Source organism: Micropruina glycogenica (assembly GCF_900289045.1).
GTDB classification, from domain to species: Bacteria; Actinomycetota; Actinomycetes; order Propionibacteriales; family Propionibacteriaceae; genus Micropruina; species Micropruina glycogenica.
This window is the reverse complement of the sequence record NZ_LT985188.1, coordinates 1,944,136-1,969,316: the sequence shown is the minus strand read 5'-3', so window position 1 is coordinate 1,969,316 and position 25,181 is coordinate 1,944,136. Positions and strand designations below refer to the sequence as shown.

The following is a 25,181-nucleotide window of genomic DNA, read 5'->3' as shown; positions in this document are numbered from 1 at the left end:
GGTCATGACCTTTCGGTTGGCCGCGACCCTCGATGAGGTGCCCGTCGGTACGTCCATTCCGGTCGATCTGGGCGGCGACGCCGAGGTGGCCGTGGTGAACACCGTCGACGGCGTCTTCGCCATTCGCGACGTGTGCAGCCACGCCGAGGTGCCGCTCACCGATGGTGAGGTCGAGGGCTGCACCATCGAGTGCTACATGCACGGCTCTCGTTTCGACCTGCGCACCGGCGAACCGCTCGAACTGCCGGCCACGCAGCCCGTGCCGATCTATCCCGTCCGACTGGACGGCACCGACATCTACGTCGACATCGACAATCCGATCAACCAGGAGAACTGAACCGCAATGTCCACACTGTCCATCAACGATCTGCGCGTCGAAGTCGCCACCGAGTCGGGCCCCAAAGAGATTCTCAAGGGTGTCAACCTCACGGTGAACGACGGCGAGGTGCACGCGATCATGGGCCCCAACGGTTCGGGCAAGTCGACGCTGGCCTACGCCATCGCGGGGCACCCCAAGTACACGATCACGGGCGGCTCGGTGACCCTCGACGGGGTCGAGCTGACCGAGCTGACCGTCGACGAGCGCGCCCGCGCCGGCCTGTTTCTCGCCATGCAGTACCCGATCGAGGTGCCCGGCGTCTCGGTGGCCAACTTTCTGCGCACGGCCAAGACCGCGCTCGACGGCGAAGCCCCCAAGGTGCGCACCTGGGTGAAGGACGTCAATGCAGCGCTCGACCGCCTCGGCCTCGACCCCAGCTTCTCCGCCCGTTCGCTGAACGAGGGCTTCTCGGGCGGCGAGAAGAAGCGCAACGAGATCGTGCAGCTCGAACTGCTCAACCCCAAGTTCGCGATTCTGGACGAAACCGACTCGGGCCTCGACATCGACGCACTGCGCATCGTGAGCGAGGGCGTGAATCGGTTCGCCGCCCAGGGTGACCGCGGGGTGCTGCTGATCACCCACTACACGCGGATTCTGAACTACATCAAACCCGACTTCGTGCACGTGTTCGTGAACGGCCGCATCGTCGAAGAGGGCGGGCCCGAGTTGGCCGAGAACCTCGAGGTCGAGGGCTACGAGCGGTTCATCAAGGCGGCCGCGGCCAGCTGAGCCGCGGGCGTCCAATCGGCAGGAGGGCCTGTGAGCTACGACGTCGAACTGATCCGCTCCGACTTCCCCATCCTGGACCGTCGGGTGGGGGAGTACCCCTTGGCCTACCTCGACTCGGCCAACACCTCGCAGAAGCCGCAGGTGGTGATCGACGCACTGGTCGACCACTACGAGCGGCACAACGCCAACGTGGCGCGAGCCATGCACATGCTGGGCGCCGAGGCGTCCGAGGCCTATGAGGGTGGACGCGAGAAGGTGGCGGCCTTCATCGGTGCCGACCGCGCCGATGAGGTGGTGTTCACCAAGAACGCGTCCGAGGCGCTCAACCTGGCCGCGCACACGCTGGGGGCGACCTTGAAGCCCGGCGACGAGGTGGTCATCTCGGTGATGGAGCACCACAGCAACATCGTGCCGTGGCAACTGCTTTGCGCCCGCACCGGCGCCACGCTGCGCTGGTTCGACATCACCGACGACGGACGGCTCGACCTGGCCAAGGCGCAGGCCGAGAACCTGATCAACGACAACACCAGAATCGTGTCGCTCACCTGGGTGAGCAACGTGCTGGGCACGGTGAACCCGATCGCAGAGATCGCCGCGCAGGCGCACGCCGTCGGCGCGGTGATGGTGGTCGACGGCTCGCAGGCGGTGCCGCAGCTCAGCACGCCTGTGCCGGCGCTGGGTGCCGACCTGGTGGCCTTCACCGGCCACAAGATGGTGGGCCCCACCGGCATCGGCGCGCTGTGGGGACGCTACGACCTGCTCGCCGAGCTGCCGCCGTTTCTCGGTGGCGGCGAGATGATCGAGATCGTTCGCATGACGGGTTCGACGTTCGCGCCACCGCCGTACCGGTTCGAGGCCGGCACCCCGCCGATCGCCGAGGCGGTGGCGCTGGGCGTGGCCGCCGACTATCTGGCCGAACTGGGCATGGCCGACGTCGCGGCCCACGAGCGGTCGATCACCGACTACGCACTCACAGCGCTGAAGCAGGTCGAGGGGCTGCGCATTCTGGGCACCACCGAGATCGGCCCCGAGGGCCGTGGCGGCGCGATCTCGTTCACCCTGGCCACCCCCGACGGGCTGGACGTGCACCCGCACGACGTCATGACGTTTCTCGATTCGCGTGGCGTGGCGGTGCGGGGCGGGCATCACTGCGCCCGTCCGCTGCACGAGCGACTGGGAATAACCGCCAGCACCCGGGCGTCGTTCTACCTGTACACCGTCGAGCGCGAGATCGATCAGTTGGTCGAGGCTCTCGACTACACCAGAAGCTTCTTCGGACGGGTCGCATGAGCGTCGAGCAGATGTACCAAGAGATCATCCTTGACCACTACAAGGCCAAGCATCACGCCGGCCTGCGCGAGCCGTACGCCGCCCAGGTGACGCACGTGAACCCGTCGTGCGGCGACGAGGTGCTGCTGCGGGTGGCTCTGGACGGCGACACCGTCACCGATGTGTCGTACGAGGCCGTGGGGTGTTCGATCTCGCAGGCGTCGACCTCGGTGATGAGCGACCTGGTGATCGGCCGCACCGTCGACGGAGCCCTGCACCTGCACGAAGAGTTCACCGAGATGATGCACAGCCGCGGCGAGATCGAACCCGACGAAGACGTGCTCGAAGACGCGGTGGCGTTCGTGGGCGTGGCCAAGTTTCCCGCCCGGGTGAAGTGCGCCCTGCTGGGTTGGTCGGCGTTCAAGGACGCCGCCGCCCAGGCCCTGGCAACCTCGAAGGAGTCATGATGACCGAACCCCGACCGTCCGACCTGGTGAACGACACCTTTCCCGACAGCACCGCGCCGGTGACAGCGCGTCCGTCGATGGACGACCTGACCGAGGCCATGCGCGACGTGGTCGACCCCGAACTGATGGTGAACGTGGTCGATCTGGGGCTGGTGTACGGCATTCACCTCGACGACGACAACAACTGCACCATCGACATGACGCTCACCTCACCCACCTGCCCGCTCACCGACCGGCTCGAGTTCGACACCGAGATGGCGCTGGACGGCCTGGTGAACTCGGTGGTGATCAACTGGGTGTGGCTGCCGCCGTGGACCCTGGAGAACATCACCGACGACGGCCGCGAGCAGTTGCGGGCGATCGGCTACAACGTCTGATCAGCCGAGCGGGCGGCAGGCGCCACTCCCGAGTACTGGACGGCCCCGTGTCAGCCAGCGGACGACCCAACACGTGATTGGCTGCGTGCGACACTGATGCCCTGCGGTCTGATGTACCTGTGGCCAGGCATTCTGCGCCGCCCTTCGACGGCGGCCCGTCGAGGTTGGCCTACGATGCCCGTGTGACCGAGGTGCGCTGGCTGACTCAGGACGAGTTGCAGGTGTGGCAGTTGTACATCCTGTGCCAGTACGACCTCGAGCGGGTGATCTCGGCCGACCTGTCGGGCAGCGGCCTGTCGCACGCCGACTACGCGGTGCTGGTGGCGCTCAGCGCCGGCGGCGACGAGGGCGCCCGGGTGGGCCGGCTGCGCGACTGGATCGGGTGGGAGGGCAGCCGGCTGGCGCATCAACTGCGGCGCATGGAGCAGCGCGGGCTGGTCACTCGCAGCCGGGCCGCCGACGACGGACGCGGCACCGTGGTGACCATCACCGACGAGGGCCGCGCCCGCATCGAGGCGGCCGCCCCCGGGCACGTGCGCACGGTGCGCGCGAACTTCATCGACCTGATGTCGCCCGAAGAGCGCGAGGTGATGGCCCGGGTGCTGCAGCGGGTCAACCGGTTCGTCGCCCCCGACCGGCCCCCGCTGGCCGACCTGAGCTGACGGCGTGCTTGAAGGCCCTCCGCGCCGGCGACACCCTGCTGGTATGGAAACTCGACCGGCTCGGTCGGGACCTGTGCCACCTAGTCAACATCATCCACGACCTCACCGAACCCGGCATCGGCCTGAGAGTCCTGACGGTGCAGGGCGCGGCGATCGACACGGTCACCGCCTCCGGCGAGCTCGTCGTCGGCCTCTGGCGGCCTTGGCCGAGTAAGAACGGGAGCTGTCACCTGAACGGACAGGCCGGCCGGATACGCCCGTCGAGGACCGTGCCAGGAACTCGGCATCGCCCGGTCGAACCCTCAACCGGCACGTCTCACCTCACCGGGGAACTCCGCCACGGGGCCACAAGATCCTCGCCCGCGACGCGGTCCGCGGCGGATCACGAACCGATCAAGCCTGTGCCTGCGGGCTAATCCACGGCGTGAGCGTCGCTGAGTAGGGCACGCGGTCGACGAGGTGGCGACGACCTTCAGCCACTGACCACGCGCGGGTTCCGCTGCACGCCTCATCCCTGGCGGCGTTCGGGGCTTGCCACCTTCATTACAGTGTGCTGTACTTAGAATACAGTCAACTGTAATCGAGGTGTGAGATGTCGCAGTGTTCGTCGGCGACCGGGGCGGTGGCCCTGGCAGAGGTACCGGAGGCAGCCGCTGATCGCGTGTGGCGCTGGGTGCTGTCCTCGGGGTTCTCCCGGGAATGGGCGCCAGGAGAGGAGGAAAACGCCGTCGCAGAGCCGGCCAGTTGGGCCGGGCTGGACGGGGCGCGGACCTTTCTGCTGACCGAGGGCGCAGAGCCGGTGGGGTATGGAGAGATCTGGGTCGAGAAGGGCGATGACGAGGCTGAGCAGGCTCATCTCGTCATCGGCCCGCAGCGGCAGGGGGAGGGGTTGGGCCGCGAGCTGACCGCCCGGCTGACCGAGCGCGCCGCCTCGTCGGCCTCGCGAGTGGTGCTGCGGGTCGCCCAGGAGGACACCCGCGCCCAGGCGGTCTACCGCAGCTGCGGCTTCCGGCCGATGTTCGCCGCGGACCAGGTTGCCTTCAACCAGGGACAACCCCGGGTTCACCTCTGGATGGAGCGAGCCCGAAGGGAGTCGCTCACATGAGCCTCGACGCGACGAAGGTGGATCCAGGGAGCAGCGTCCTGATCACCGGAGCGACCGGCACGCTCGGTGGGCGGGTGCTCAGGTCGCTGCAGCAGCGAGGGGTCTCGGCCCGTGCCTTGGTCCGCGACGCTGCCGCCGGCCCGCTGCCCGGCGCTGCCGACACGGTGGTGGGCGACTACGCGGACCGCCGGGCACTGGTGGCCCTGATGGCCGGTGTCGACCGCGTCTTCCTGGTCGCGCCCAACGGACCGGCCCAGGTGGAGCACGAGTGCTCGGTGATCGACGCCGCGGTGTCCGCCGGAGTCTCGTTAATCGTCAAGATCTCCGCGCTCGGCGCCGACGCTGCGGCTCCGGTGGCCTTCTGGCGTGCCCATGCCGAGATCGAGGACCACCTCACCGCCAGCGGGGTGCGGGCGGTGTCGCTGAGGCCGGCCTATCTCATGTCCAACCTGCTCGGCGAGGCCCCCCAGGTGCGGCAACACGGACTCCTGCCGACCCCTGCCGTGGGGGCCGGAGTAGCCATGGTGGACCCCGACGACGTGGCCGAGGCCGCCGCCCGCCTGATCACGCTCCCCGAGTCGGCCCTCGCCCCGGGACACCGCAGGTGGCAGCTTACCGGCCCGCGTGCGGTCGCCTTCGCCGAGATCGCGGACGCGCTCAGCGACGTCACCGGACACCCCGTGGCGCATCTCGCAGCCTCACCCGACCAGGCTCGCGCCGCCCTGGCCCAGCAGGGTGTGCCGGCCCTGATCGTCGAGCAGATTCTCGAGCTCTTCGCCGCCATCGATCGGGGGGCCCACGCCGGGCCCACCACGGACGTCGCGACGCTGCTGGGCCGAGCGCCCGGAGGCGTGGAGGACTTCCTCCGTCGCCATGCCCATCTCTTCACTCGGGCCGCCGACGGCGCGGCCTCCCACTGAACGGAGTTACACATGTCGTATGCGTCACCACTTCACAGCGGACAACAGCTCGGCCAGGATGCCCTGACCGAGATGGCGCGCAGGTCGGTCGGCCTGATGGCCACCGGCGCTCGCGCCGACTTCGACGCGGTCTATCACCCGGACTTCTGCAACCGGGAGGCCTCGGCCGAGCCGCCCGAGACCCGCGGACGCGGTCCGGCTGCCGCGTGGGCGACCGCTCGGTGGCTGCGCGGCTCCTACGCGGACCTGCGCTGGACGGTCACGCAGGTGTTCGGCCGCGACGACCTCGCGGTCGTGTGCGCCAGCATGGCCGGCCAACACACGGGCGACGTGGTGTTCTACGACGCCCAGGGCCGGGTGGATCGCGTCTTCCCTGCCACCGGCAGCCCCTTCGAGGTGGATCAGGTCCACTTCTGCCGACTCCGCGACGGCCTGGTGGTCGAGCACTGGGCGGTCCGCGACGACCTCGGGCAGGCCACCCAGCTGGGCTGGTTCCCACCCAGCCCGGGCTACCTGTGGCGATGTTTCCGCGCCACCCGCCGAGCCCGACGGAACGCGAGATGACCGCACCCCGGTTGGATCCGGAGCGCTTCCCGAGAGCCTCCCGCTACCACCCGGCCTGGGCAGCCGCCGCGGTCAGCGGCGGAGCTAACCCGCTCCTGCTCACCGAGTGGCTGACCCAGGCGCTGCCGCTGCGGCCCGGCATGCGGGTGCTGGACCTGGGCAGCGGCCCGGGTGCGTCCTCGGTCTTCCTGGCCCGGGAGCACGACATGGGGGCGTGGGGGGACGCGTGCACGCCCTGCGCGCCGACGCCCGGAGCCTGCCCTTAGCCGCGGAGTTCTTCGACGCCGTGGTCGCCATCGACTGCTTCGGGTATGTCGGCACCGACGACCTCTACCTGCCCCTCCTGCTCCGACACGTCAAGCCCGGTGGACAGCTCGGCATCGCCGGCGCCGGACTGACCGCAGAGCTGGAGGACGGCGTACCCGCACCGTTGACCCGGTGGGGGGAGCCCACGCCGTGGAGCCTGCACTCGGCCGGCTGGTGGCGTCGACACTGGGAGCGCAGCGGTCTGTCGAGGTGCGTACCGCCGACGCCATGCCGGACGCGTGGCGCGACTGGTTGTCCTGGCTCGAGCTGGTGGCACCGGAGAACGTGGTCGAGCGGGAGCGGTGGCCACCGACGCCGGCGACGTGCTCACCTACACCCGGGTCGTGGCCGAGCGCACCGCCACGCCCGTGAGGAGCCCCGTCGCCACCATCGAGGTCGACTACATCGACGTGCCGCTCATGGCCGCTGACGTGGCCCAGACCGGCCTGGGAGACTGATCCTGTGACGCAGGAGAGAAGCTACCGCACCACCGCGGCCGAGGCCAACCGGCGCAAGATGATCGACGCCGCCCGGGAGTGCTTCGTCGAGCGCGGGTACGCGGGCACAACGATCAAGGCCGTCGCACAGCGGTGCGGGCTGTCCCAGGAGAGCCTCTACAAGACCTTCGGCGGGAAGGCGCGCCTGCTCAAGGCGGTCTACGACACCACGCTGGCTGGGGACGACACGCCGGTCCCGGTGGCCATGCGGGAGCACGGCCTCGCGGTACGAGACGCCGCCTCGCCCGACCAGGCCGCCCGTGCGTGGGCCGACATGGTCATCGCCCTCGGGGACCGGCTCGGGCCCCTCCTGGCTGCCGTCACCGCCGCCGGCGCCACCGACACCGGCGCCGCCCAGCTGCTGGAGACCATGAACCAGGAGCGACTCGTCGGCGCCCGGATGGTCGCCGATCACTGGGCCGGGAACGGCTGGCTCGACCCCGCGCGCGAGCCGCATGAGCATGCCCGGACGCTCTGGCTCCTCAACTCACCGGAAGTCCGTCAGCTAGCCACCCAGCAGCAGGACTCGACCGAGGACTACCACCGGTGGCTGGTCCACATGGTCCGCACCAGCGTCCTCCGCGACCACCCCGAGACCGCATGGACACCCTGAGCGCTCTCCACGCCGAGCTTGACCGACGATCCGCGCTCACCGAGCCGCTGCCCTTGGCCCGGCACCTGCAGGGGCACGTCGGCGCGACCCGTCCCACGCGCTCGCTCTGCGCCGCGGCGATCAACGCCGCACCCGCCCTGCAGGACGCGATGAGACAGCGGACAACCACCGGAGCCGGCGTCCCCGCCTTCTGTGCGGACCCGGTCGGCCACGTCGCCGCCCGGACCGAGCAGTGGCTGCACGCCCACAACCAGTTCCTCCAGATCGGCTCACGCATACGTGCCGCCTACCACGCCCACCTGACTCGAGTGCTGCGTCGCCTCGTCACCATGGCTCCCCACATCAACAGCCTCGACCCGGTCGCCCAGCTCTTCGAACAGCACGAGCACGCCGTGCGGCAGCTCGTCTTAGACGTCGCGGGACCACGTCCGATCGAGGTCGCGAACGCCGCATACACCCCCGAGCTGCAACTGCGGATCCTCGGACTCGACGTGCGCACCCTCTCCGGGAGGGTTCTCGACCTCGGCTGCGGAGTCGACGGGCGGCTGGTGCGCCACCTGCGCGACCATGGGGTCCGGGCATGGGGTATCGACCGGTACGCCGACGCCGCCTGGTGCCGGGCGGCCAGCTGGCCCGAGGCCCTCCTCCACGGCGACCGGCGATGGCGCACGGTCGTTAGCCACCATGCGTTCTCCCTCCACTTCCTGCACCACCACCTCAATCCCTCGAGCGGTCGAGCACTCGGCTACGCCACCGCCTACCGAGAGCTCCTCGACCACCTCCCACCCGGCGGCACCTTGGCCTACGCCCCAGCCCTACCCTTCATCGAGCAGGCGGTCGACCGCCACCGATTCGCGGTAGCCCACCCCACCGCCGCCACCCTGCATGTCGCAGGGATGGAGATCCCCCTGGCCACCCAGATCCGCAAGCTAGTGGCCTGACCCGTGCTCCGCACGGGAGTAAGCCGCCACCGGAGCCTCCGATCTCGGCAGATCGCTGTCGTGCTGAAGGGGTTCTCCGCGTGCCCGGGGCCACTCGGTAGTCCACGCTGGCAATGCGGCGTCGGCGCACGCAACCGCGACGGCAGGGGGGCGGAGGGGGTGGGTGCGATGGCTGTGACCCGGATCACGTCCAGCCCCGCACGGCCACGGACCACGACCCGCCGCGCGCTTGGCGTGGAAGGCGCGCGACTCTTCGACGAACTCCCGGCGAGCCACCCGAGGGCGAAGACGCGAACCGACCGCCGCAGCGTGCCCGTCCGCGTTCACCTGGGAGGCAGCCGGGACCCGGCGCACGCACCGATCCCTTTACCGTGACGTGGGTGCTGTGCACAGGACTATTGACGTCGGTGCAAGCTACTTCGGACTTTGACACGAGGATCACAACGGGATCTGCTCCTCCACGGATCGTGGGGGCAGCGCCTCGACGGTGAACACCAAGCTGATCGAGTCGGCATGGTTCAAGAACCTGGGGCGCGGGCCAGGTCGGGGGTGGCCCTGCGACGAGGTGGGGAAGCGCCGACCCCTTAGCCGCCGCGCAGTCGCAGGTGGACGACATCAGGGCCGCGGAGAAGTGGGCCGGCGGCGGCCAAGGGCTGAGCACCGACGCGTGCGTCGGGGCACCCGTCCGAACCCCGGTAGAGTTCTCCCTCGTGCTGGTCGCGAAGGAAGTCGAGGTGCGGGCGGGCGCCCGGCTGTTGTTGACCCCCGTGTCGTTTCAGGTTGCGCCCGGCGACAAGGTCGGATTGGTGGGCCGCAACGGAGCCGGCAAAACGACCCTGACCAAGATCCTCGCGGGTGAGGCGCTGCCCGCGGCAGGCCAGATCACCCGGCAGGGCCAGATCGGCTATCTGCCGCAGGATCCGCGCACCGGCGACCTCGATACCCTTGCCAAAGACCGCATTCTGTCGGCGCGCGGGCTCGACTCGATTCTGAAACGACTGACGCGCTATTCGGTCGAGATGGCCACCGAGACCGGGGCCGCTCAGGACACGGCCATGGCGTCGTATGCCCGGGCCGAGGCCGAACTGGCGGCCGCCGGCGGGTACGCCGCCGAAGCTGAAGCCGCCCGCATCGCCGCGAACCTGGGGCTGCCCGACCGGGTGCTCGGGCAGCCGCTGCGCACGTTGTCGGGCGGGCAGCGAAGACGGGTCGAGCTGGCCCGCATTCTGTTCTCTGGCGCAGACAACCTGCTGCTCGACGAGCCGACCAACCACCTGGACGCCGACTCGATCGTCTGGCTGCGCGACTTTCTGAAGTCGTACCCGGGTGGGGTGATCCTGATCAGCCACGACGTCGGGCTGCTCGAAGCGATCGTCACCAAGGTGTTCCATCTGGACGCCAACCGGGCCGAACTCGACCAGTACGCCATGGACTGGAAGCGCTACCTGCAGCAGCGTGAGACCGACGAGAAGCGCCGCAGACGCGAGCGGGTGAACGCCGAACGCAAGGCCGAACAGTTGCTCGCCCAGGCCGACAAGATGCGGGCCAAGGCCACCAAGGCCACCGCGGCGCAGAACATGGCCAAACGGGCCGAGCGGCTGCTGGCGTCCGTCGAGGGCGAGCGGGTGGCCGACCGGGTGGCGAAGATTCGGTTCCCGACGCCGGCCCCGTGCGGCAAGGTGCCGCTGCGGGCGTCCGACCTGTCGAAGAGTTACGGCTCGCTCGAGGTGTTCACCGACGTCACGCTCGCCATCGACAAGGGTTCGCGGGTGGTGGTGCTGGGGTTGAACGGCGCCGGCAAGACCACGCTGCTGCGCATTCTGGGCGGCATCGAGGCCTCCGACACCGGTGAGGTGCAGCCCGGCCACGGCCTGCGGCTCGGCTATTACGCGCAGGAGCACGAGACCCTCGACGTGTCGCGCTCGGTGCTCGAGAACATGATGACCGCGGCCCCCGACGAAATGTCGCCCACCGACGCCCGCAAGATTCTCGGCTCGTTTCTGTTCACCGGCGACGACGTCGATAAGCCGGCGCGGGTGCTGTCGGGTGGCGAGAAGACCCGGCTGGCGCTGGCCATGCTGGTGGTGAGCGCGGCCAACGTGCTGCTGTTGGACGAGCCGACCAACAACCTCGACCCGGCGTCGCGGGCCGAGGTGCTGGCCGCGATCCACAGCTTCGCCGGCGCGATCGTGCTGGTCACCCACGACGAGGGTGCGGTCGAGGCCCTGGAGCCCGACCGGGTGCTGCTGCTGCCCGACGGCGACGAAGATCTCTGGACGCCCGACTACGCCGACCTGATCGCCTTGGCCTGACCCGTAATGGGGGACCGGGCCTCTTATCGTTCAGCGGGGCGTCCTGTCGGGGATAGGGGACGGTTCCTATCGTTCAGGCGCGCAGCTCCAAACGCCCGACGTCGTTGGCGTACTAGCGGCAGGCGTCCGCGTTGCGATTTCGCCCGAGTTATCCACAGATTTGTGACGTGATCGTTCGATGGGGCTCTGGGGGACTTAGGCTCGTACCTTCCGATCGAAGGAGTGGACGTCGGCGACGTCGTCCGGATCGATGAACGCGATCCTGTGCGAGCCCGTCGCCGACGCGGCGGTTCAGGGTGGAGTGGAGCCTCAGCAACTACATCGCCCGCAGCCTGCTCGAAACCGGCCGATTCAGACCACAACTACACCCTGGAGATGGAAGAGCCCCAATCCCGTCGCTCTAGGAGCTTGCTGAACAAGGTTCCATTCTGACGGCGTGTTGAGTATGGGCGACGAGCGGGACGCCGCCAAGGCGGTCGAGCGGCGAGTTTGAGTCAGCACCCTGGAGTGCGACAACGGGGTCGTCCCGCCCGTGTGAGGTCCATGGTGGCCGCTGTTGGCTGGAGGTTCAATGCCCTCTGGGCGGTCGGTCAGGCCAGCGCCCAGCCGGTCGGTCCGTGGGTGAGGCCGAGGGTGAGGAGTCGGCGCAGGTTGATCGCCGCGGCCCGGTTGTGGAGCCAGTTGTCGTTCCTGGTCACGCCCCGGTAGGGCACTTTCCGGTTCCCTTGGGTCAGCCAAGCGATCGTGCGTTCGACCATCGGCCGGTGTTGTCGGTAGGTGGCCTGGAAACCATCGTCGAGGGCTCGTTGACGGTGCTGGCGTTGCAGTAGGTCCTGAGGATGCAGCGTGATCTTGCGGCCTCGCTTCGCGGTGGTGCACTGCTCGGCCAGGGCGCACCCGTGGCAGGCGGCACCGAACGTGACACTGCCCTTGCCACTGATCGGGCGGCTGATCCCGGCCGGGCAGGTCAGAGTGCGTGTCGCGGCGTCGTGGGTGAAGTCGTCGATGGTGAACCCGCCCGTGACGGCGGGCCGGATCGGCCACGGCTTCACCAGCGGTGCCCACTGCTTGGCGTCAAGCGTGGCGAGCATGTCACCGGTGGCGTAGGCCGAATCACCCAACACCTCAACCGGGCCGGTGATCGTCGGGTCGGCGACAACCAGCCGGGCACCGACGGTGGCGTCGCTGTTGTCCGGCCCGGCCGCCTTGGTCAGCTCAACCATCGTTGCCAGCCCGGTATCAGGCTCGATGACCACGTGGGCCTTGAACCCGTCCTGGCGACGTTCCACTGTCTTGTGCGCATGCCGCGCCTCCGGGTCGACGGTCGAGATGACCCGATCCGGGGCGACCCGCCGGGCGATCCGCCACTGGCCATCGGTGCCGTCAGAGTCTTCGGCCGGTTCGACATCCTGCCCGGCGACCAACGCGAGTAGGGCGATCGCCTCGGCCGGCTTGCCGCCAGCGGCAGTGATCGTCTCGACATCAAGGCCGTCGAGCAGGGCAAGGGCGTCGTTCACGAGTGCGGTCACCAACTCGTCGCGGGCCTGGGCGTCGTCCCACGCGATCCGCGGTTTCGCGGTGGAGTCGTAGCCCTGCCCGGTCAACGCGGCCAGCCGAGTGCACCGCTCGCCGATCACCTGATGGGCGCCGGGCACCTCCCGGCCCACCCGGCGGACCTGGGCGATCAGCTGGGTGACGGTGTCCTGTCGGGCCACCGCATCATCCAGGATCGTCGAATCCAACGCCCGCCGCTGACGACCTTTCACCGCACCCGTCGCGGCGATCACGTCCCGGACCACCTCAAAGATCCGCTGCGGCCGCCCGCTGGACGCCAGCCGACGCCGCCACACCGTCAACGACGACGCATCGAACCCCTTCGCGTCGATCGGGAACCCGCACGCTGCTTTCCACCGCAGGTCGAACGTGAGCGCCTCGACCGCTTCCCGGTCCGACAACCCATGAAGGGACTGCAGCACGATCACCGACGCGATCACCTCGCCCGGGATCGAGGGCCGTCCACGGCCTGAGGGGAACAAGTCAGCGAACAACGCGTCCGGGAACAACCGCTGCCGATGCTCGGCCAGGAAGCGGAACACGCTGCCCTCCGCCAGCAGATGCCCCGCCAACGACTCCACATCCAACACGTCCCGCTGCGGACTCGACTCACCCTGCACAACCCAACCATTCCAGCCCACGGCCAGTCAGACCGGCGGGCACGCGGACGGATTGTTCAGCAGTCTCCTAGTGTCCTGTCAGGTTGATGCGCTCGCTATTTGTTGATCGCGCGGCAGTAGCCGGCGAGGCGGTCGAGGATCTGGTCGGCGGTCTTGTGCCAGGTGAAGGGTGTCGGGTTCTGGTTCCAGTTTTCGACCCAGGCGGTGATGTCGGCTGCGAGAGCTTTGACGCTGCGGTGTGCTGAGCGTTGCAGTTTCTTGGTGGTCAGCGCGGAGAACCAGCGTTCGACCAGGTTCATCCAGGATCCGTAGGTGGGGGTGAAGTGGAAGTGGAACCGCCGGTGGCGTAGCAGCCACTCGTGCACGGCGGGGGTTTTGTGGGTGGAGAGGTTGTCGAGGATGACGTGGACGTCGAGTTCGGCTGGGACCTCGGTGTCGATTTTGTTCAAGAAGGCGATGAAGTCTGCGGCTGTGTGGGACTTGCGCAGGTCGGTGATGACTGTGCCGGTGGCGATGTTGAGGGCTGCGAACAGGTCCACGGTGCCGTTGCGGACGTAGTCATGGGTCGCCTTGCTCGGTGTGGTCGGCAGCATCGGGAGGATCGGCGCTGACCGGTTGAGTGCCTGGATCTGCGGCTTCTCATCGAGCGCATAGACCGCTGCAGCGACCGGCGGCGAGAGGTAGAGGCCGACCAAGTCGCGGACCTTCTCGATCAGATCCGGGTCCGGGGAGACCTTGAACTCGTCTTGGCGCCACGGCTTGAGCCCGAAGGCCCGCCAGATCTCGCTCACCGTCTGCCGGCTGATCCCGTGCCGCTCAGCCATCGTCCGGGTGGACCAGTGGGTGGCGTCCTTCGGGGCGGTCTCCAGGGTCTCGACCACGACGGCCTCGATGACCTCGTCGCCGATCGTGCGTTCAGCGCCTGGACGCGGCGCGTCGACAAGACCCTCGAGCCGATCGGCTGCGAATCGATGGCGCCACTTCGCGACCGTCGCCCGGTTGACCCCGAGTCGGGCCGCGATCGCAGTATTCGCGCCGCCCTCGGCCACGGCCAGCACGATCCGTGACCGCAGCGCCAATGCCTGCGACGAGGAATGGCGCCGAGCCCAACGCTGCAGCGTTGCCCGCTCGTCCTCGGTCAACTCGATCGCGACCGTCGGTCGTCCTGCCTGTCTCATCACCGGCTCCATCCTGTTGAGGCTCTTGCCTCTTCAGAACCCGACGCCAGACTACGAAATTCCCGAATCCCGCATATTTGTTCACGGAACAGCCTGACACGACACTAGATGGCTCCGGCCAGATGCGCGCCGGCCACGTAACCGGCGGCCAGGGCGGCGGCCACGGTGCGAATCGTGTGCTCACCGGGCAGAAACTTGGCGTGATGCAGGCCGATGTTGTGGCGGGTGTCGGCCTCTTCACCGGTGCCGACGAACATCATGACGATCGGTAACCGCTGGCCGAAGTGGCTGAAGTCGTCGGCCCCCAACGACCGGAACGGCAGTTCGGCCACCGGCAGCCGCGCGGCGTGCAGCAGTGGGTCGAGCCTCACCACCAGGTCGTGGTCGTTGGCGAGAACCGGGTCACCGCGCAACAGGGTGACCTCGGCCCGGGCCCCACGAGCCGCCGCGGTGTGTTCGGCGAACCGGCGCACCTCGGCGTGCAGCAGTCTGCGATCGCTCTCTTCCATCGTGCGAATGATGCCCTGCAGCATCGCCGAGTCGGGAATGATGTTGTGGGTGGCGCCGGCCTCGATGCGTCCGATGCTGATCAGCGCGGCGTGGGTGGGGTCGACCAGCCGTCCGACGAGTTCGTACAGCCCTGAGGCGATCGAGGCCAGAATCGGCACCGGATCAATCGTCACGTGGGGGTAGGCGCCATGCCCGCCGTGCCCGCGCACCACGATGTCGAACGCGTCGGCGGCCGCGTTCACGCCGCCGATTCCGCTGCTGACCAGACCGGCCGGCACGCGTGGTTGCACGTGCGCGCCGATCACCGACCGGACGTCCTGCGACTCCAGCACACCGCTGGCGAGCACCTCCGGCGCCCCGGACGGCTGGCACTCTTCACGCGGCTGAAAGATGCCGAGCATGCCGATGGGAAGGTCGACGCGTTCAGCGGCCTTGAGCAGCGCCCACACCGCGGCCATGTGTACGTCGTGCCCGCAGGCGTGCATGGCGCCGTTGCGGGCGGCCCACTCGACGCCGGTCTCTTCGGCGATGGGCAGGGCGTCCAGTTCGGTGCGCACGGCCACAGAAGCGCCGGCCGGGCCCAGCCGCGTCCAGAAGCCGGTCTCTGCGATCGCGGTCGTGGGTTGACCGACGGCGGCGGCCAGCAGGTCTGTGGTCGGCTGCTCGTCGCCGCCCACGTAGGGGTCGGCGTGAATCGCGCGGCGCAGCGCCTGGGCCTGGGGCAGCATGTCGTCGATGCCGGCCAGCAGCTCGGTGAGAAGGGCTAGTGCGGTTGAGTTGGGCCAGGCGGACGTCACGGGGGTGCAGTTTACGGTGTCGCGCGGAATCCGCCGATCAGTCGAGCTGTGGCGGACGGTCCGGGGCTGCGCTCAGCCGTCGGAGGCGAGCAGGTCGCGCACCATCGGCGCCACCTTGGTGCCGTACAGCTCGACGGCATGCATCAGGTCGGTGTGTGGCAGTGTGCCGTGGCTGTACTTCAGGTCGAACCGGTCGAGCCCCAGTACGCGCACCGTGCGGGCGACCTTGCGGGCGACGGTCTCGGGCGACCCGACGTGCAGCGCCCCGTGCTCGATGTCGTCGAGGAAGGCCTCTTTGGTGAGCGGCCCCCAGCCGCGTTCACGTCCGACCCGGTCGCGGTTCTTCTTGAAGTGTGCAAACAGCTTCTCGCGCGCTTCGTCGTCGGTGTCGGCGATGAAGCCCGGCGCGTGCACTCCGATCGGCTGCCGAGGCCGGCCCAGCTCGGTCAGGGCCCGGGTGAACAGGTCGACGTAGGGCTTGAACCGCGCCGGATCGCCGCCGATGATCGCGAGCATCAGCCCGAACCCGTAGTGGGCGGTGCGCACCACCGATTCGGGCGAGCCGCCGACCCCGATCCACACCGGCAGCGTGCCGCGCGCGGTCTTGGGAAACACCTCGGTGTCGACCAGCGGACGCCGATGCGTGCCCGACCACGACACCGGGCCCTCGTCGCGCAGTGCGGCGAACAGGTCGAGCTTCTCGCTGAAGAGTTGCTCGTAATCGGCGAGGTCGTAGCCGAACAGGGGAAAGCTCTCGGTGAACGAACCGCGGCCGAGTGTCACCTCGGCCCGTCCACCGGTGAGCCCGTCGAGGGTGGCGAACCGCTCGTACACCCTGATCGGGTCGTCGGAGCTGAGCACCGTGACCGCGCTGCCCACCACGATGCGTTCGGTGCGGGCACCGATCGCGGCCAGCACCAGGTCGGGGGCCGACACCGCGTAGTCGTCGCGGTGGTGCTCGCCGACACCGAAGGCGTCCACCCCAACCTGATCGGCCAGCACGCCCTGCTCAACCACGTTGCGCAGCACCTCGTCGTACGGCGCGGTGCTGCCGTCGGCCCGTACGACCACGTCGCCGAAGGTGTCGAGGCCCAGCTTCAGTTCGTCTGTCATCGTCTCAGCCTTCTGTCAGTAGTGGACGAAACACGTGCAGGTCGAGCGCCAGGGTCACCTGCAGCGCCGTGCCGGGCTGCGGTGCGTCGTGAAAGGCGTTCGGCCCCATGGCGATGAGGTCGTCGACCACCTCGGACGGCAACGGGGCCATGCGACGCAGCGACACGGTGCGTTCGTGGGTCAGAAACTCGGTCATCGTGGCCAGCAGCCGTTCGCGCTTGTCGGTCTCGATGCCGAGCAGCCCGTAGCGCTCGCGGGGTTCGGCCAGGTGGTCGGCGGTGGGGGTGACCACGATCAACCGGCCACGTGGGGCAAGCACCCGAGCGAACTCGGCCGGGTTGCGGGGCGCGAACACGCACAGCACCACGTCTATCGACCCGGTGCGCACCGGCAGCGGCTGCCACACGTCGGCCACCACGGACGCCACCCGGTGGTGCGCCTTCGCCGCCCGCCGAGCCGCCGCCCGGCTCACGTCGAGGGCGACGCCCCTGGCCGGCGGATTGGCCTCGACCAACTGCGCCAGGTAGTGGCCGGTGCCGGCACCCACATCGAGCAGCGTGGTCGCCTCGCCGGTGCCGGGGACCTGCTGGTGGAGGCAGTCGCTCAAAAAGTCGAAGGTGCCGGCGCTCTGCACCCGGGTGCGCGACTCCAGCATGGCGGCCGTGTCGGCGTTGGCCGGTTCTGCCGCCCCCGACAGGTTCAGATAGCCCTGCCTGGCCACGTCGAACGAATGCCCGGTGGGGCACACCCAACGGGAGCCGTCGGGGTCGAGGTCGGCCGCACAGTGCGGACAGCGGAGCAGGTCGTGCGCGGCGTTCAGGCTCACCGCGAGGCCTACAGCGCGCGCATCACGCCGCCGTCGATGGCCACCAGCGACCCAGTGACGTAGGACGCGGCGGGCGAGAGCAGAAAGGCCGCGACCCGTCCGAACTCGATCGGGTCGCCCAGCCGGCGCAGCGGAATGGACGCGGCCGCAGCGGCCCGTGTGGCCTCGGGGTCGTCACCCTGGCCGTGCAGGAACTTGATGCGGTCGGTGTAGATGGTGCCGGGCAGCAAGCCCACCACACGCCCGCCCGCCGGGCCGATCTCGTCGGCCAACTGCTTGATCAGCATCGCCAGCCCGGGCCGCAGGCCGTTCGAGATCGCCAGGTTGGCGATCGGCGTCTTGGCCGAACTCGACAGCACCATGGCCAGGGCCACCGGCCCGGTGGCGGCCTGGACGACGGCGCGGGTCACCCGCAGCCCGGCCAGGAACACCGATTCGAACCCGGCCAGCCACTGCTCGTCGGTGTTGCCCAGCACGGCGCCGGGCGGAGGACCGCCGACGCTGATCATGGCGCCGTCGAGCCGTCCGAAGCTTCTCAGGGCGAGGTCGGCGGCGGCTGTTGCCGTGTCGGGGTCGCTCAGGTCTGCGGCCAGCGCCACCGCGTGCGCGTGGCCGCCGAGGTCGGCCACCGCGGCGTCCAACTGCTCGGCGCGCCGGGCGACCAGCACGACCCGGGCTCCTTCGGCCACCAGTTGGTCGGCGGTGGCGCGGCCCAGGCCGCCGCTGGCGGCGGTGACCACGAACACCTTGTCGGTCAGTCCAAGGTCCATGCTGATCACCCTAGTAGCGGGCCACTGTGTTGGTCGAGCTTGCGACTTGACTCACGTAAAAGGTCCGGGAAGGGCAGCGCGTGCCTCACATGAGGATGTCCGCCTAGTGTCCTGTCAGGTTGATGCGCTCGCTATTTGTTGATCGCGCGGCAGTAGCCGGCGAGGCGGTCGAGGATCTGGTCGGCGGTCTTGTGCCAGGTGAAGGGTGTCGGGTTCTGGTTCCAGTTTTCGACCCAGGCGGTGATGTCGGCTGCGAGAGCTTTGACGCTGCGGTGTGCTGAGCGTTGCAGTTTCTTGGTGGTCAGCGCGGAGAACCAGCGTTCGACCAGGTTCATCCAGGATCCGTAGGTGGGGGTGAAGTGGAAGTGGAACCGCCGGTGGCGTAGCAGCCACTCGTGCACGGCGGGGGTTTTGTGGGTGGAGAGGTTGTCGAGGATGACGTGGACGTCGAGTTCGGCTGGGACCTCGGTGTCGATTTTGTTCAAGAAGGCGATGAAGTCTGCGGCTGTGTGGGACTTGCGCAGGTCGGTGATGACTGTGCCGGTGGCGATGTTGAGGGCTGCGAACAGGTCCACGGTGCCGTTGCGGACGTAGTCATGGGTCGCCTTGCTCGGTGTGGTCGGCAGCATCGGGAGGATCGGCGCTGACCGGTTGAGTGCCTGGATCTGCGGCTTCTCATCGAGCGCATAGACCGCTGCAGCGACCGGCGGCGAGAGGTAGAGGCCGACCAAGTCGCGGACCTTCTCGATCAGATCCGGGTCCGGGGAGACCTTGAACTCGTCTTGGCGCCACGGCTTGAGCCCGAAGGCCCGCCAGATCTCGCTCACCGTCTGCCGGCTGATCCCGTGCCGCTCAGCCATCGTCCGGGTGGACCAGTGGGTGGCGTCCTTCGGGGCGGTCTCCAGGGTCTCGACCACGACGGCCTCGATGACCTCGTCGCCGATCGTGCGTTCAGCGCCTGGACGCGGCGCGTCGACAAGACCCTCGAGCCGATCGGCTGCGAATCGATGGCGCCACTTCGCGACCGTCGCCCGGTTGACCCCGAGTCGGGCCGCGATCGCAGTATTCGCGCCGCCCTCGGCCACGGCCAGCACGATCCGTGACCGCAGCGCCAATGCCTGCGACGAGGAATGGCGCCGAGCCCAACGCTGCAGCGTTGCCCGCTCGTCCTCGGTCAACTCGATCGCGACCGTCGGTCGTCCTGCCTGTCTCATCACCGGCTCCATCCTGTTGAGGCTCTTGCCTCTTCAGAACCCGACGCCAGACTACGAAATTCCCGAATCCCGCATATTTGTTCACGGAACAGCCTGACACGACACTAGGAGCTTGCTGAACAAGGTTCCATTCTGACGGCGTGTTGAGTATGGGCGACGAGCGGGACGCCGCCAAGGCGGTCGAGCGGCGAGTTTGAGTCAGCACCCTGGAGTGCGACAACGGGGTCGTCCCGCCCGTGTGAGGTCCATGGTGGCCGCTGTTGGCTGGAGGTTCAATGCCCTCTGGGCGGTCGGTCAGGCCAGCGCCCAGCCGGTCGGTCCGTGGGTGAGGCCGAGGGTGAGGAGTCGGCGCAGGTTGATCGCCGCGGCCCGGTTGTGGAGCCAGTTGTCGTTCCTGGTCACGCCCCGGTAGGGCACTTTCCGGTTCCCTTGGGTCAGCCAAGCGATCGTGCGTTCGACCATCGGCCGGTGTTGTCGGTAGGTGGCCTGGAAACCATCGTCGAGGGCTCGTTGACGGTGCTGGCGTTGCAGTAGGTCCTGAGGATGCAGCGTGATCTTGCGGCCTCGCTTCGCGGTGGTGCACTGCTCGGCCAGGGCGCACCCGTGGCAGGCGGCACCGAACGTGACACTGCCCTTGCCACTGATCGGGCGGCTGATCCCGGCCGGGCAGGTCAGAGTGCGTGTCGCGGCGTCGTGGGTGAAGTCGTCGATGGTGAACCCGCCCGTGACGGCGGGCCGGATCGGCCACGGCTTCACCAGCGGTGCCCACTGCTTGGCGTCAAGCGTGGCGAGCATGTCACCGGTGGCGTAGGCCGAATCACCCAACACCTCAACCGGGCCGGTGATCGTCGGGTCGGCGACAACCAGCCGGGCACCGACGGTGGCGTCGCTGTTGTCCGGCCCGGCCGCCTTGGTCAGCTCAACCATCGTTGCCAGCCCGGTATCAGGCTCGATGACCACGTGGGCCTTGAACCCGTCCTGGCGACGTTCCACTGTCTTGTGCGCATGCCGCGCCTCCGGGTCGACGGTCGAGATGACCCGATCCGGGGCGACCCGCCGGGCGATCCGCCACTGGCCATCGGTGCCGTCAGAGTCTTCGGCCGGTTCGACATCCTGCCCGGCGACCAACGCGAGTAGGGCGATCGCCTCGGCCGGCTTGCCGCCAGCGGCAGTGATCGTCTCGACATCAAGGCCGTCGAGCAGGGCAAGGGCGTCGTTCACGAGTGCGGTCACCAACTCGTCGCGGGCCTGGGCGTCGTCCCACGCGATCCGCGGTTTCGCGGTGGAGTCGTAGCCCTGCCCGGTCAACGCGGCCAGCCGAGTGCACCGCTCGCCGATCACCTGATGGGCGCCGGGCACCTCCCGGCCCACCCGGCGGACCTGGGCGATCAGCTGGGTGACGGTGTCCTGTCGGGCCACCGCATCATCCAGGATCGTCGAATCCAACGCCCGCCGCTGACGACCTTTCACCGCACCCGTCGCGGCGATCACGTCCCGGACCACCTCAAAGATCCGCTGCGGCCGCCCGCTGGACGCCAGCCGACGCCGCCACACCGTCAACGACGACGCATCGAACCCCTTCGCGTCGATCGGGAACCCGCACGCTGCTTTCCACCGCAGGTCGAACGTGAGCGCCTCGACCGCTTCCCGGTCCGACAACCCATGAAGGGACTGCAGCACGATCACCGACGCGATCACCTCGCCCGGGATCGAGGGCCGTCCACGGCCTGAGGGGAACAAGTCAGCGAACAACGCGTCCGGGAACAACCGCTGCCGATGCTCGGCCAGGAAGCGGAACACGCTGCCCTCCGCCAGCAGATGCCCCGCCAACGACTCCACATCCAACACGTCCCGCTGCGGACTCGACTCACCCTGCACAACCCAACCATTCCAGCCCACGGCCAGTCAGACCGGCGGGCACGCGGACGGATTGTTCAGCAGTCTCCTAGCTGTTGGGGTTCCCTGGCCCTGTGAGCAGGGAGTTGTCGATGGCGTCGCGCCGTGATGTGACCAAGAAGTTCGCCCGCGAATACGCGAAGGCGGACAGAGCTGAGAAGAGCCGTATCCTCGACGCGCTAGTGGCGTCGACGGGCTGGACCCGCGATCACGCCCGCCGAGCGATCCGGGCCGCGGCCACCCGCAAGGGCGCGGCCCGCGACCAGCAGCGGAAACCACGCCCACGCAAGTACTCCTACGATGCGCTGATCGTGTTGCAGGAGGTGTGGCGGCTGGCCGGTCAACCATCGGGCAAGTACCTGGCCGTGGTGATGGAGGACACCCTGTGTCGGCTGGTTCGAGACCGTGAGCTCGGCAAGGTCGCCGACCGGGTCAGCGACACGGTGATCGACGAACTAAGGTCGATGTCGGCAGCCACGATCGACCGTTACCTGAAACCGCACAAGGCTGCCGGCTACCCCGCCGCCGGCCTGTCCAGCACCCGACCCTCGCACATCCTGCGGTCCTCGATCCCGCTGCGCACCGCGACCGACGACCCGATCACCGTGCCCGGGTTTCTGGAGTTGGACACTGTCGCTCACTGCGGCCACACACTCAAAGGCGAGTTCCTTCGCACCTTGTCAGCAACCGATCCGGTGACCGGCTGGACCATGCTGCGCAGCATCCGCAACAACGCGTTCGTGCACGTCCACGCCGGCCTGGAATGGATCGCCAAACTGGCACCCCTCCCGATCGCCGGCATGGACTTCGACAACGGCTCCGAGTTCATGAACTGGTCCGTGATCGCCTGGTGCGACGACCACCACATCCCGATCACCCGCGGCCGGCCCTACCACCACAACGACAACGCCCACATCGAGCAACGCAACGGCGACTGGGTCCGCCGCCACGCCTTCCGCTACCGCTACGAAACCGACACCGAACTCGCCCTGCTCAACCAACTCTGGGACCTGGTCATGGCCCGCAAGAACCACCTGCTGCCCTGCGTCAAAGCCGTCGACTGGACCCAGACCCGCAGCGGCCGCAAGAAGCGTGTCTACGACAAACCCAAAACCCCCTACCAGCGGCTCCTCGACACCGGCCCGCCCGACCCCGCGACCCGTGCCCGGCTCGCAGCCGAACACGACAAGCTCAACCCAGCACGCATCACCCGAGGCATCAACCACATCCAGCAACAACTCATCGACCTAGCCAAAGCTCGCACCCTCGGCACCCGCCCCGCCGCCTAACCATCCGGACATTTCATATGAGGCACGCGCCAATCACCCGCGGACATCTTGACGTGAGGCAAGACGGCTTGTCGAGACCCGAACAGCGGTGCCTCGACGTGTGTCGGCAGGCTCGGACCCGACATTTGCATCCCGGACTTGATCCGGAAGAGATTCCGGCCTTCGCCGGAATGACGGTGGTGTGGTGATGAGGTGACCGAATGAACGGTGGGCTGGTCAGTGCTCGACGTCCGGCGCGCGCCGGGCTGCTTCGAGGCGAAGAGCCTCTGCGCGGACGGCTTCGATGCGCGCCGCCGCCTGGCCGGACTGCGCGGCGGGAGCCGTCACAGTGGAGTCGGCGGCGGGTTGGCCGGCAGGCATCGCCGGGGCCGCCTCAGCCTCGGCCCGCCGCCGGTCGCGCAGGTCGGAGCGCACCAACACCACCAGGCCGAACGCGGCGATGCCGGCGAACGCGAACCACTGCAGCGCGTAGCTGAAGTGGTTGCCCTCGCTCAGCTCGGGGGGTTCGACCGGCACCAGGCCGTCGGTGGCTGCGGGCGTCAGGCTGATCGCGTCGATGTAGCCGTTGGCCAGCGGGTACCCCACCACGGGGGCCACCGCGTCGGAGTTGATCAGCCGCATCGAGCCGTTCACCGGCGTGAGCGCGTCGCTGTCGCCCTGTTCGTTGCGGCGCACGTACCCCACCAGACTCACCTCGCCGGCCGGCGGGGCGGGCGCCGTGGCCGGAAAGTCCTGATCGGTCGGACGGGCGGCGAAACCCCTACTCACCAGCACGTTGCCGGCCGCAGTGCGCAGCGGCGTGACGATCTGCCAGCCCGTGGTGCCGTTGGCTGAGCGATAGCGCAGCACGAACGAGTGGTTGGGGTCGAAGGTGCCCGTGGCGGTCACCCGCTGCCACTGGTCGGCGTCGGTCAGGGGGTGGGTGAACACCGTCGTCCAGTCGGCTACCGGCGCGCTCTCGTGGGCCACCACCGTGCCGTTGCTGTCGCGCCGCTGCTGCAGCCGGTCGAGCTGCCAGCGGCCCAGATTGACGAACGCGACGGCCAGGCACGCGACCACGACGCCGATCGCCAACCAACGCACCCACAGTCGTCCGTCGCGGGGGTTGCCCATGGTGCCCAGCGTCGGCACCGGTCAGTCCTCCACCGTGCCGCGAATCACCGTGTCCACCTCGAGTTCAGGACGGGCCGGTGTGACGTCGTCCGCGTTCTCCTGGGGGCGCCGCAGGTCGACCGCGTTGGCCAGCATCACCGCGATGGGCGGAATCACCGCCGCGCCGGCGAACAGCACCCAGTTCCACGGGGTGGGTGCCGCCACGCCGCCCAGGAAGCAGGCGACGCGCACGGCCATCGAGATCAGGTAGCGCTTGTTGCGCTGCTCCGCATCGAGCGACTTGGGCTGGCGGGCGTTGGTGATGAGCACCGGACGACCGCCCTGCTGCGTGGCCCCCTTGGCGCCTCGAACCACCCTTGTCACGCACACACTGTATGTCGTTCTGCCCGTGCCGGACCTCCTCCGCTAGGGTCTGCTCGTGACCGAAACCGAAGGCGTGAGCGGCCGCAGCGCGGTCGTCACCGGCGGCAACAAGGGCATCGGTGCCGCGATCGTGGCAGCCCTGCTGGCCGACGGGCATCGAGTGGCCAGTTTCTCGCGTGGCGGCGACGCCCCTGAGGGTGCCCTGGGCATCGCCTGCGACGTCACCGACGCCGCACAGGTCGAGGCGGCGTTCAAGGCGGCCGAAGAGGCGCACGGACCGGTCGAGATTCTGGTCGCCAACTCAGGCGTCACCAAAGACACCCTGATTCTGCGCATGAACGACGCCGAGTGGGACCTGGTGATGAACACCAATCTCAAAGGCGCGTTCCGCTGCGCCAAGCGGGCCAGCCGCTCGATGCTGCGCAAGCGCTGGGGTCGCATCATCTTCACCGGCTCGGTGGTCGGCCTTTACGGCTCGCCCGGCCAGGTCAACTACTCGGCGTCCAAGGCGGCGCTGGTCGGCATGGCCCGCTCGCTCACCCGCGAGATCGGCAGCCGGGGCGTGACCGCCAACGTGGTGGCGCCCGGATTCATCGAAACCGACATGACCGCCGTGCTGCCCGATGAGGTGATCGCCGGCTACCAGGCGTCCATTCCCGCGGGGCGCCTCGGCGTCGTCGACGAGGTTGCGGCCACCGTCGCCTTTCTGGCGAGCGACAAGGCGGGTTACATCTCCGGGGCCGTGATCCCGGTCGACGGCGGCCTGGGCATGGGTCACTGAGGGCGGAAGGAACCAC

At 68.7% G+C, this 25,181-nt stretch carries 26 protein-coding genes and 1 pseudogene; 17 read left to right on the top strand and 10 right to left on the bottom strand.

Annotation, left to right across the window (positions count from 1 at the left end; genetic code table 11):
* The first annotated feature begins 4 nt into the window (after nt 1–4).
* The 15 genes and pseudogenes from MPLG2_RS09270 (at nt 5) to MPLG2_RS09205 (ending at nt 11,141) form a co-directional block, all read left to right on the top strand.
* Complete coding sequence (locus MPLG2_RS09270; protein ID WP_105185875.1) at nt 5–337, top strand: non-heme iron oxygenase ferredoxin subunit; 333 nt, start codon at nt 5–7, stop codon at nt 335–337.
* Between the two features lie 6 nt (nt 338–343).
* Entirely contained in the window at nt 344–1,108 is a 765-nt protein-coding gene (gene sufC, locus MPLG2_RS09265) for a Fe-S cluster assembly ATPase SufC (protein WP_105185874.1), read from the top strand.
* 30 nt (nt 1,109–1,138) lie between these two features.
* The gene (locus tag MPLG2_RS09260; RefSeq protein WP_105185873.1) at nt 1,139–2,398 is read left to right on the top strand and encodes an aminotransferase class V-fold PLP-dependent enzyme; all 1,260 of its coding nucleotides are present in this window, start codon (nt 1,139–1,141) and stop codon (nt 2,396–2,398) included.
* Nucleotides 2,395–2,844 (top strand): Fe-S cluster assembly sulfur transfer protein SufU, encoded by a 450-nt coding sequence (gene sufU, locus MPLG2_RS09255; RefSeq protein ID WP_105185872.1) that lies wholly within the window; start codon nt 2,395–2,397, stop codon nt 2,842–2,844. The genes MPLG2_RS09260 and sufU overlap by 4 nt, the downstream gene beginning before the upstream one ends.
* A 77-nt stretch (nt 2,845–2,921) precedes the next feature.
* Nucleotides 2,922–3,221 (top strand): metal-sulfur cluster assembly factor, encoded by a 300-nt coding sequence (locus MPLG2_RS09250; RefSeq protein WP_408632063.1) that lies wholly within the window; start codon nt 2,922–2,924, stop codon nt 3,219–3,221.
* 182 nt (nt 3,222–3,403) lie between these two features.
* On the top strand, nt 3,404–3,883 hold the full coding sequence (locus MPLG2_RS09245) for a MarR family winged helix-turn-helix transcriptional regulator (protein WP_158681016.1): 480 nt from the start codon (nt 3,404–3,406) through the stop codon (nt 3,881–3,883).
* Nucleotides 3,884–3,891: 8 nt separating this feature from the next.
* Nucleotides 3,892–4,299: a recombinase family protein gene (locus MPLG2_RS19840; RefSeq protein ID WP_231935611.1), complete on the top strand. Its 408-nt coding sequence runs from the start codon at nt 3,892–3,894 to the stop codon at nt 4,297–4,299.
* A gap of 176 nt (nt 4,300–4,475) precedes the next feature.
* Nucleotides 4,476–4,988 (top strand): GNAT family N-acetyltransferase, encoded by a 513-nt coding sequence (locus MPLG2_RS09235; RefSeq protein WP_105185870.1) that lies wholly within the window; start codon nt 4,476–4,478, stop codon nt 4,986–4,988.
* Nucleotides 4,985–5,908 carry an NmrA family NAD(P)-binding protein gene (locus tag MPLG2_RS09230; protein WP_105185869.1) on the top strand — a complete coding sequence of 308 codons (924 nt, stop codon included), beginning with the start codon at nt 4,985–4,987 and terminating at the stop codon, nt 5,906–5,908. The genes MPLG2_RS09235 and MPLG2_RS09230 overlap by 4 nt, the downstream gene beginning before the upstream one ends.
* A 72-nt stretch (nt 5,909–5,980) precedes the next feature.
* On the top strand, nt 5,981–6,472 hold the full coding sequence (locus MPLG2_RS09225; RefSeq protein WP_105187581.1) for an ester cyclase: 492 nt from the start codon (nt 5,981–5,983) through the stop codon (nt 6,470–6,472).
* Nucleotides 6,473–6,578: 106 nt separating this feature from the next.
* A pseudogene (locus MPLG2_RS19835) lies at nt 6,579–6,788 on the top strand (class I SAM-dependent methyltransferase); the annotation flags it as partial.
* A 292-nt stretch (nt 6,789–7,080) separates the two neighbouring features.
* A complete protein-coding gene (locus tag MPLG2_RS19400) occupies nt 7,081–7,236 on the top strand; it encodes a hypothetical protein (RefSeq protein ID WP_231935610.1) in 156 nt (51 codons plus the stop codon).
* A 4-nt stretch (nt 7,237–7,240) separates the two neighbouring features.
* The gene (locus MPLG2_RS09215) at nt 7,241–7,888 is read left to right on the top strand and encodes a TetR/AcrR family transcriptional regulator (protein ID WP_105185868.1); all 648 of its coding nucleotides are present in this window, start codon (nt 7,241–7,243) and stop codon (nt 7,886–7,888) included.
* Complete coding sequence (locus MPLG2_RS09210) at nt 7,876–8,829, top strand: class I SAM-dependent methyltransferase (RefSeq protein ID WP_105185867.1); 954 nt, start codon at nt 7,876–7,878, stop codon at nt 8,827–8,829. Before MPLG2_RS09215 ends, MPLG2_RS09210 begins: the two co-directional genes overlap by 13 nt.
* 710 nt (nt 8,830–9,539) lie before the next feature.
* Nucleotides 9,540–11,141 carry an ABC-F family ATP-binding cassette domain-containing protein gene (locus MPLG2_RS09205; RefSeq protein WP_105187580.1) on the top strand — a complete coding sequence of 534 codons (1,602 nt, stop codon included), beginning with the start codon at nt 9,540–9,542 and terminating at the stop codon, nt 11,139–11,141.
* A 590-nt stretch (nt 11,142–11,731) separates the two neighbouring features.
* Here the strand turns inward: MPLG2_RS09205 and MPLG2_RS09200 are convergent.
* From MPLG2_RS09200 to MPLG2_RS09165, 8 genes are all read right to left on the bottom strand, one after another.
* Nucleotides 11,732–13,315, bottom strand: a complete 1,584-nt coding sequence (locus tag MPLG2_RS09200; RefSeq protein WP_105184965.1) for an IS1182 family transposase — start codon at nt 13,313–13,315, stop codon at nt 11,732–11,734.
* A gap of 95 nt (nt 13,316–13,410) precedes the next feature.
* A complete protein-coding gene (locus MPLG2_RS09195; RefSeq protein ID WP_105187579.1) occupies nt 13,411–14,493 on the bottom strand; it encodes an IS630 family transposase in 1,083 nt (360 codons plus the stop codon).
* A 104-nt stretch (nt 14,494–14,597) separates the two neighbouring features.
* Nucleotides 14,598–15,800, bottom strand: a complete 1,203-nt coding sequence (locus MPLG2_RS09190) for a M20 metallopeptidase family protein (protein WP_105185866.1) — start codon at nt 15,798–15,800, stop codon at nt 14,598–14,600.
* A 72-nt stretch (nt 15,801–15,872) separates the two neighbouring features.
* Nucleotides 15,873–16,913 (bottom strand): LLM class flavin-dependent oxidoreductase, encoded by a 1,041-nt coding sequence (locus tag MPLG2_RS09185; RefSeq protein ID WP_105185865.1) that lies wholly within the window; start codon nt 16,911–16,913, stop codon nt 15,873–15,875.
* Nucleotides 16,914–16,917: 4 nt separating this feature from the next.
* Nucleotides 16,918–17,739: a putative RNA methyltransferase gene (locus MPLG2_RS09180; protein ID WP_105185864.1), complete on the bottom strand. Its 822-nt coding sequence runs from the start codon at nt 17,737–17,739 to the stop codon at nt 16,918–16,920.
* Nucleotides 17,740–17,747: 8 nt separating this feature from the next.
* Nucleotides 17,748–18,509, bottom strand: a complete 762-nt coding sequence (locus tag MPLG2_RS09175) for an SDR family oxidoreductase (RefSeq protein WP_105185863.1) — start codon at nt 18,507–18,509, stop codon at nt 17,748–17,750.
* A gap of 131 nt (nt 18,510–18,640) precedes the next feature.
* Complete coding sequence (locus MPLG2_RS09170; protein WP_105187579.1) at nt 18,641–19,723, bottom strand: IS630 family transposase; 1,083 nt, start codon at nt 19,721–19,723, stop codon at nt 18,641–18,643.
* A 294-nt stretch (nt 19,724–20,017) separates the two neighbouring features.
* The gene (locus MPLG2_RS09165; RefSeq protein ID WP_105184965.1) at nt 20,018–21,601 is read right to left on the bottom strand and encodes an IS1182 family transposase; all 1,584 of its coding nucleotides are present in this window, start codon (nt 21,599–21,601) and stop codon (nt 20,018–20,020) included.
* A 110-nt stretch (nt 21,602–21,711) separates the two neighbouring features.
* On the opposite strand from MPLG2_RS09165, the gene MPLG2_RS09160 reads away from it, so the two are divergent.
* Nucleotides 21,712–22,908 (top strand): DDE-type integrase/transposase/recombinase, encoded by a 1,197-nt coding sequence (locus MPLG2_RS09160; RefSeq protein WP_173909610.1) that lies wholly within the window; start codon nt 21,712–21,714, stop codon nt 22,906–22,908.
* Between the two features lie 216 nt (nt 22,909–23,124).
* Here the strand turns inward: MPLG2_RS09160 and MPLG2_RS09155 are convergent, their stop codons facing one another.
* Together MPLG2_RS09155 and MPLG2_RS09150 are read right to left on the bottom strand one after the other, a co-directional pair.
* Nucleotides 23,125–24,039, bottom strand: a complete 915-nt coding sequence (locus tag MPLG2_RS09155; protein ID WP_105185862.1) for an SURF1 family cytochrome oxidase biogenesis protein — start codon at nt 24,037–24,039, stop codon at nt 23,125–23,127.
* 3 nt (nt 24,040–24,042) lie between these two features.
* Nucleotides 24,043–24,384: a DUF3099 domain-containing protein gene (locus MPLG2_RS09150; protein ID WP_231935609.1), complete on the bottom strand. Its 342-nt coding sequence runs from the start codon at nt 24,382–24,384 to the stop codon at nt 24,043–24,045.
* 55 nt (nt 24,385–24,439) lie between these two features.
* Between MPLG2_RS09150 and fabG the strand changes: the two genes are divergently transcribed.
* Nucleotides 24,440–25,165, top strand: a complete 726-nt coding sequence (fabG, locus tag MPLG2_RS09145) for a 3-oxoacyl-ACP reductase FabG (RefSeq protein WP_231935608.1) — start codon at nt 24,440–24,442, stop codon at nt 25,163–25,165.
* Nucleotides 25,166–25,181: the final 16 nt, after the last annotated feature.

Excerpts from the sequence above, each read along its gene's own strand:
- MPLG2_RS09270 (WP_105185875.1), top strand. The coding sequence starts at position 5 with ATGACCTTTCGGTTGGCCGCGACCCTCGATGAGGTGCCCGTCGGTACG.
- sufC (WP_105185874.1), top strand. The coding sequence starts at position 344 with ATGTCCACACTGTCCATCAACGATCTGCGCGTCGAAGTCGCCACCGAG.
- sufU (WP_105185872.1), top strand. The coding sequence starts at position 2,395 with ATGAGCGTCGAGCAGATGTACCAAGAGATCATCCTTGACCACTACAAG.
- MPLG2_RS09250 (WP_408632063.1), top strand. The coding sequence starts at position 2,922 with ATGGACGACCTGACCGAGGCCATGCGCGACGTGGTCGACCCCGAACTG.
- MPLG2_RS09235 (WP_105185870.1), top strand. The coding sequence starts at position 4,476 with ATGTCGCAGTGTTCGTCGGCGACCGGGGCGGTGGCCCTGGCAGAGGTA.
- MPLG2_RS09230 (WP_105185869.1), top strand. The coding sequence starts at position 4,985 with ATGAGCCTCGACGCGACGAAGGTGGATCCAGGGAGCAGCGTCCTGATC.
- MPLG2_RS09225 (WP_105187581.1), top strand. The coding sequence starts at position 5,981 with ATGGCGCGCAGGTCGGTCGGCCTGATGGCCACCGGCGCTCGCGCCGAC.
- MPLG2_RS09210 (WP_105185867.1), top strand. The coding sequence starts at position 7,876 with ATGGACACCCTGAGCGCTCTCCACGCCGAGCTTGACCGACGATCCGCG.
- MPLG2_RS09195 (WP_105187579.1), bottom strand. The coding sequence starts at position 14,493 with ATGAGACAGGCAGGACGACCGACGGTCGCGATCGAGTTGACCGAGGAC.
- MPLG2_RS09185 (WP_105185865.1), bottom strand. The coding sequence starts at position 16,913 with ATGACAGACGAACTGAAGCTGGGCCTCGACACCTTCGGCGACGTGGTC.
- MPLG2_RS09175 (WP_105185863.1), bottom strand. The coding sequence starts at position 18,509 with ATGGACCTTGGACTGACCGACAAGGTGTTCGTGGTCACCGCCGCCAGC.
- MPLG2_RS09170 (WP_105187579.1), bottom strand. The coding sequence starts at position 19,723 with ATGAGACAGGCAGGACGACCGACGGTCGCGATCGAGTTGACCGAGGAC.
- MPLG2_RS09160 (WP_173909610.1), top strand. The coding sequence starts at position 21,712 with ATGGCGTCGCGCCGTGATGTGACCAAGAAGTTCGCCCGCGAATACGCG.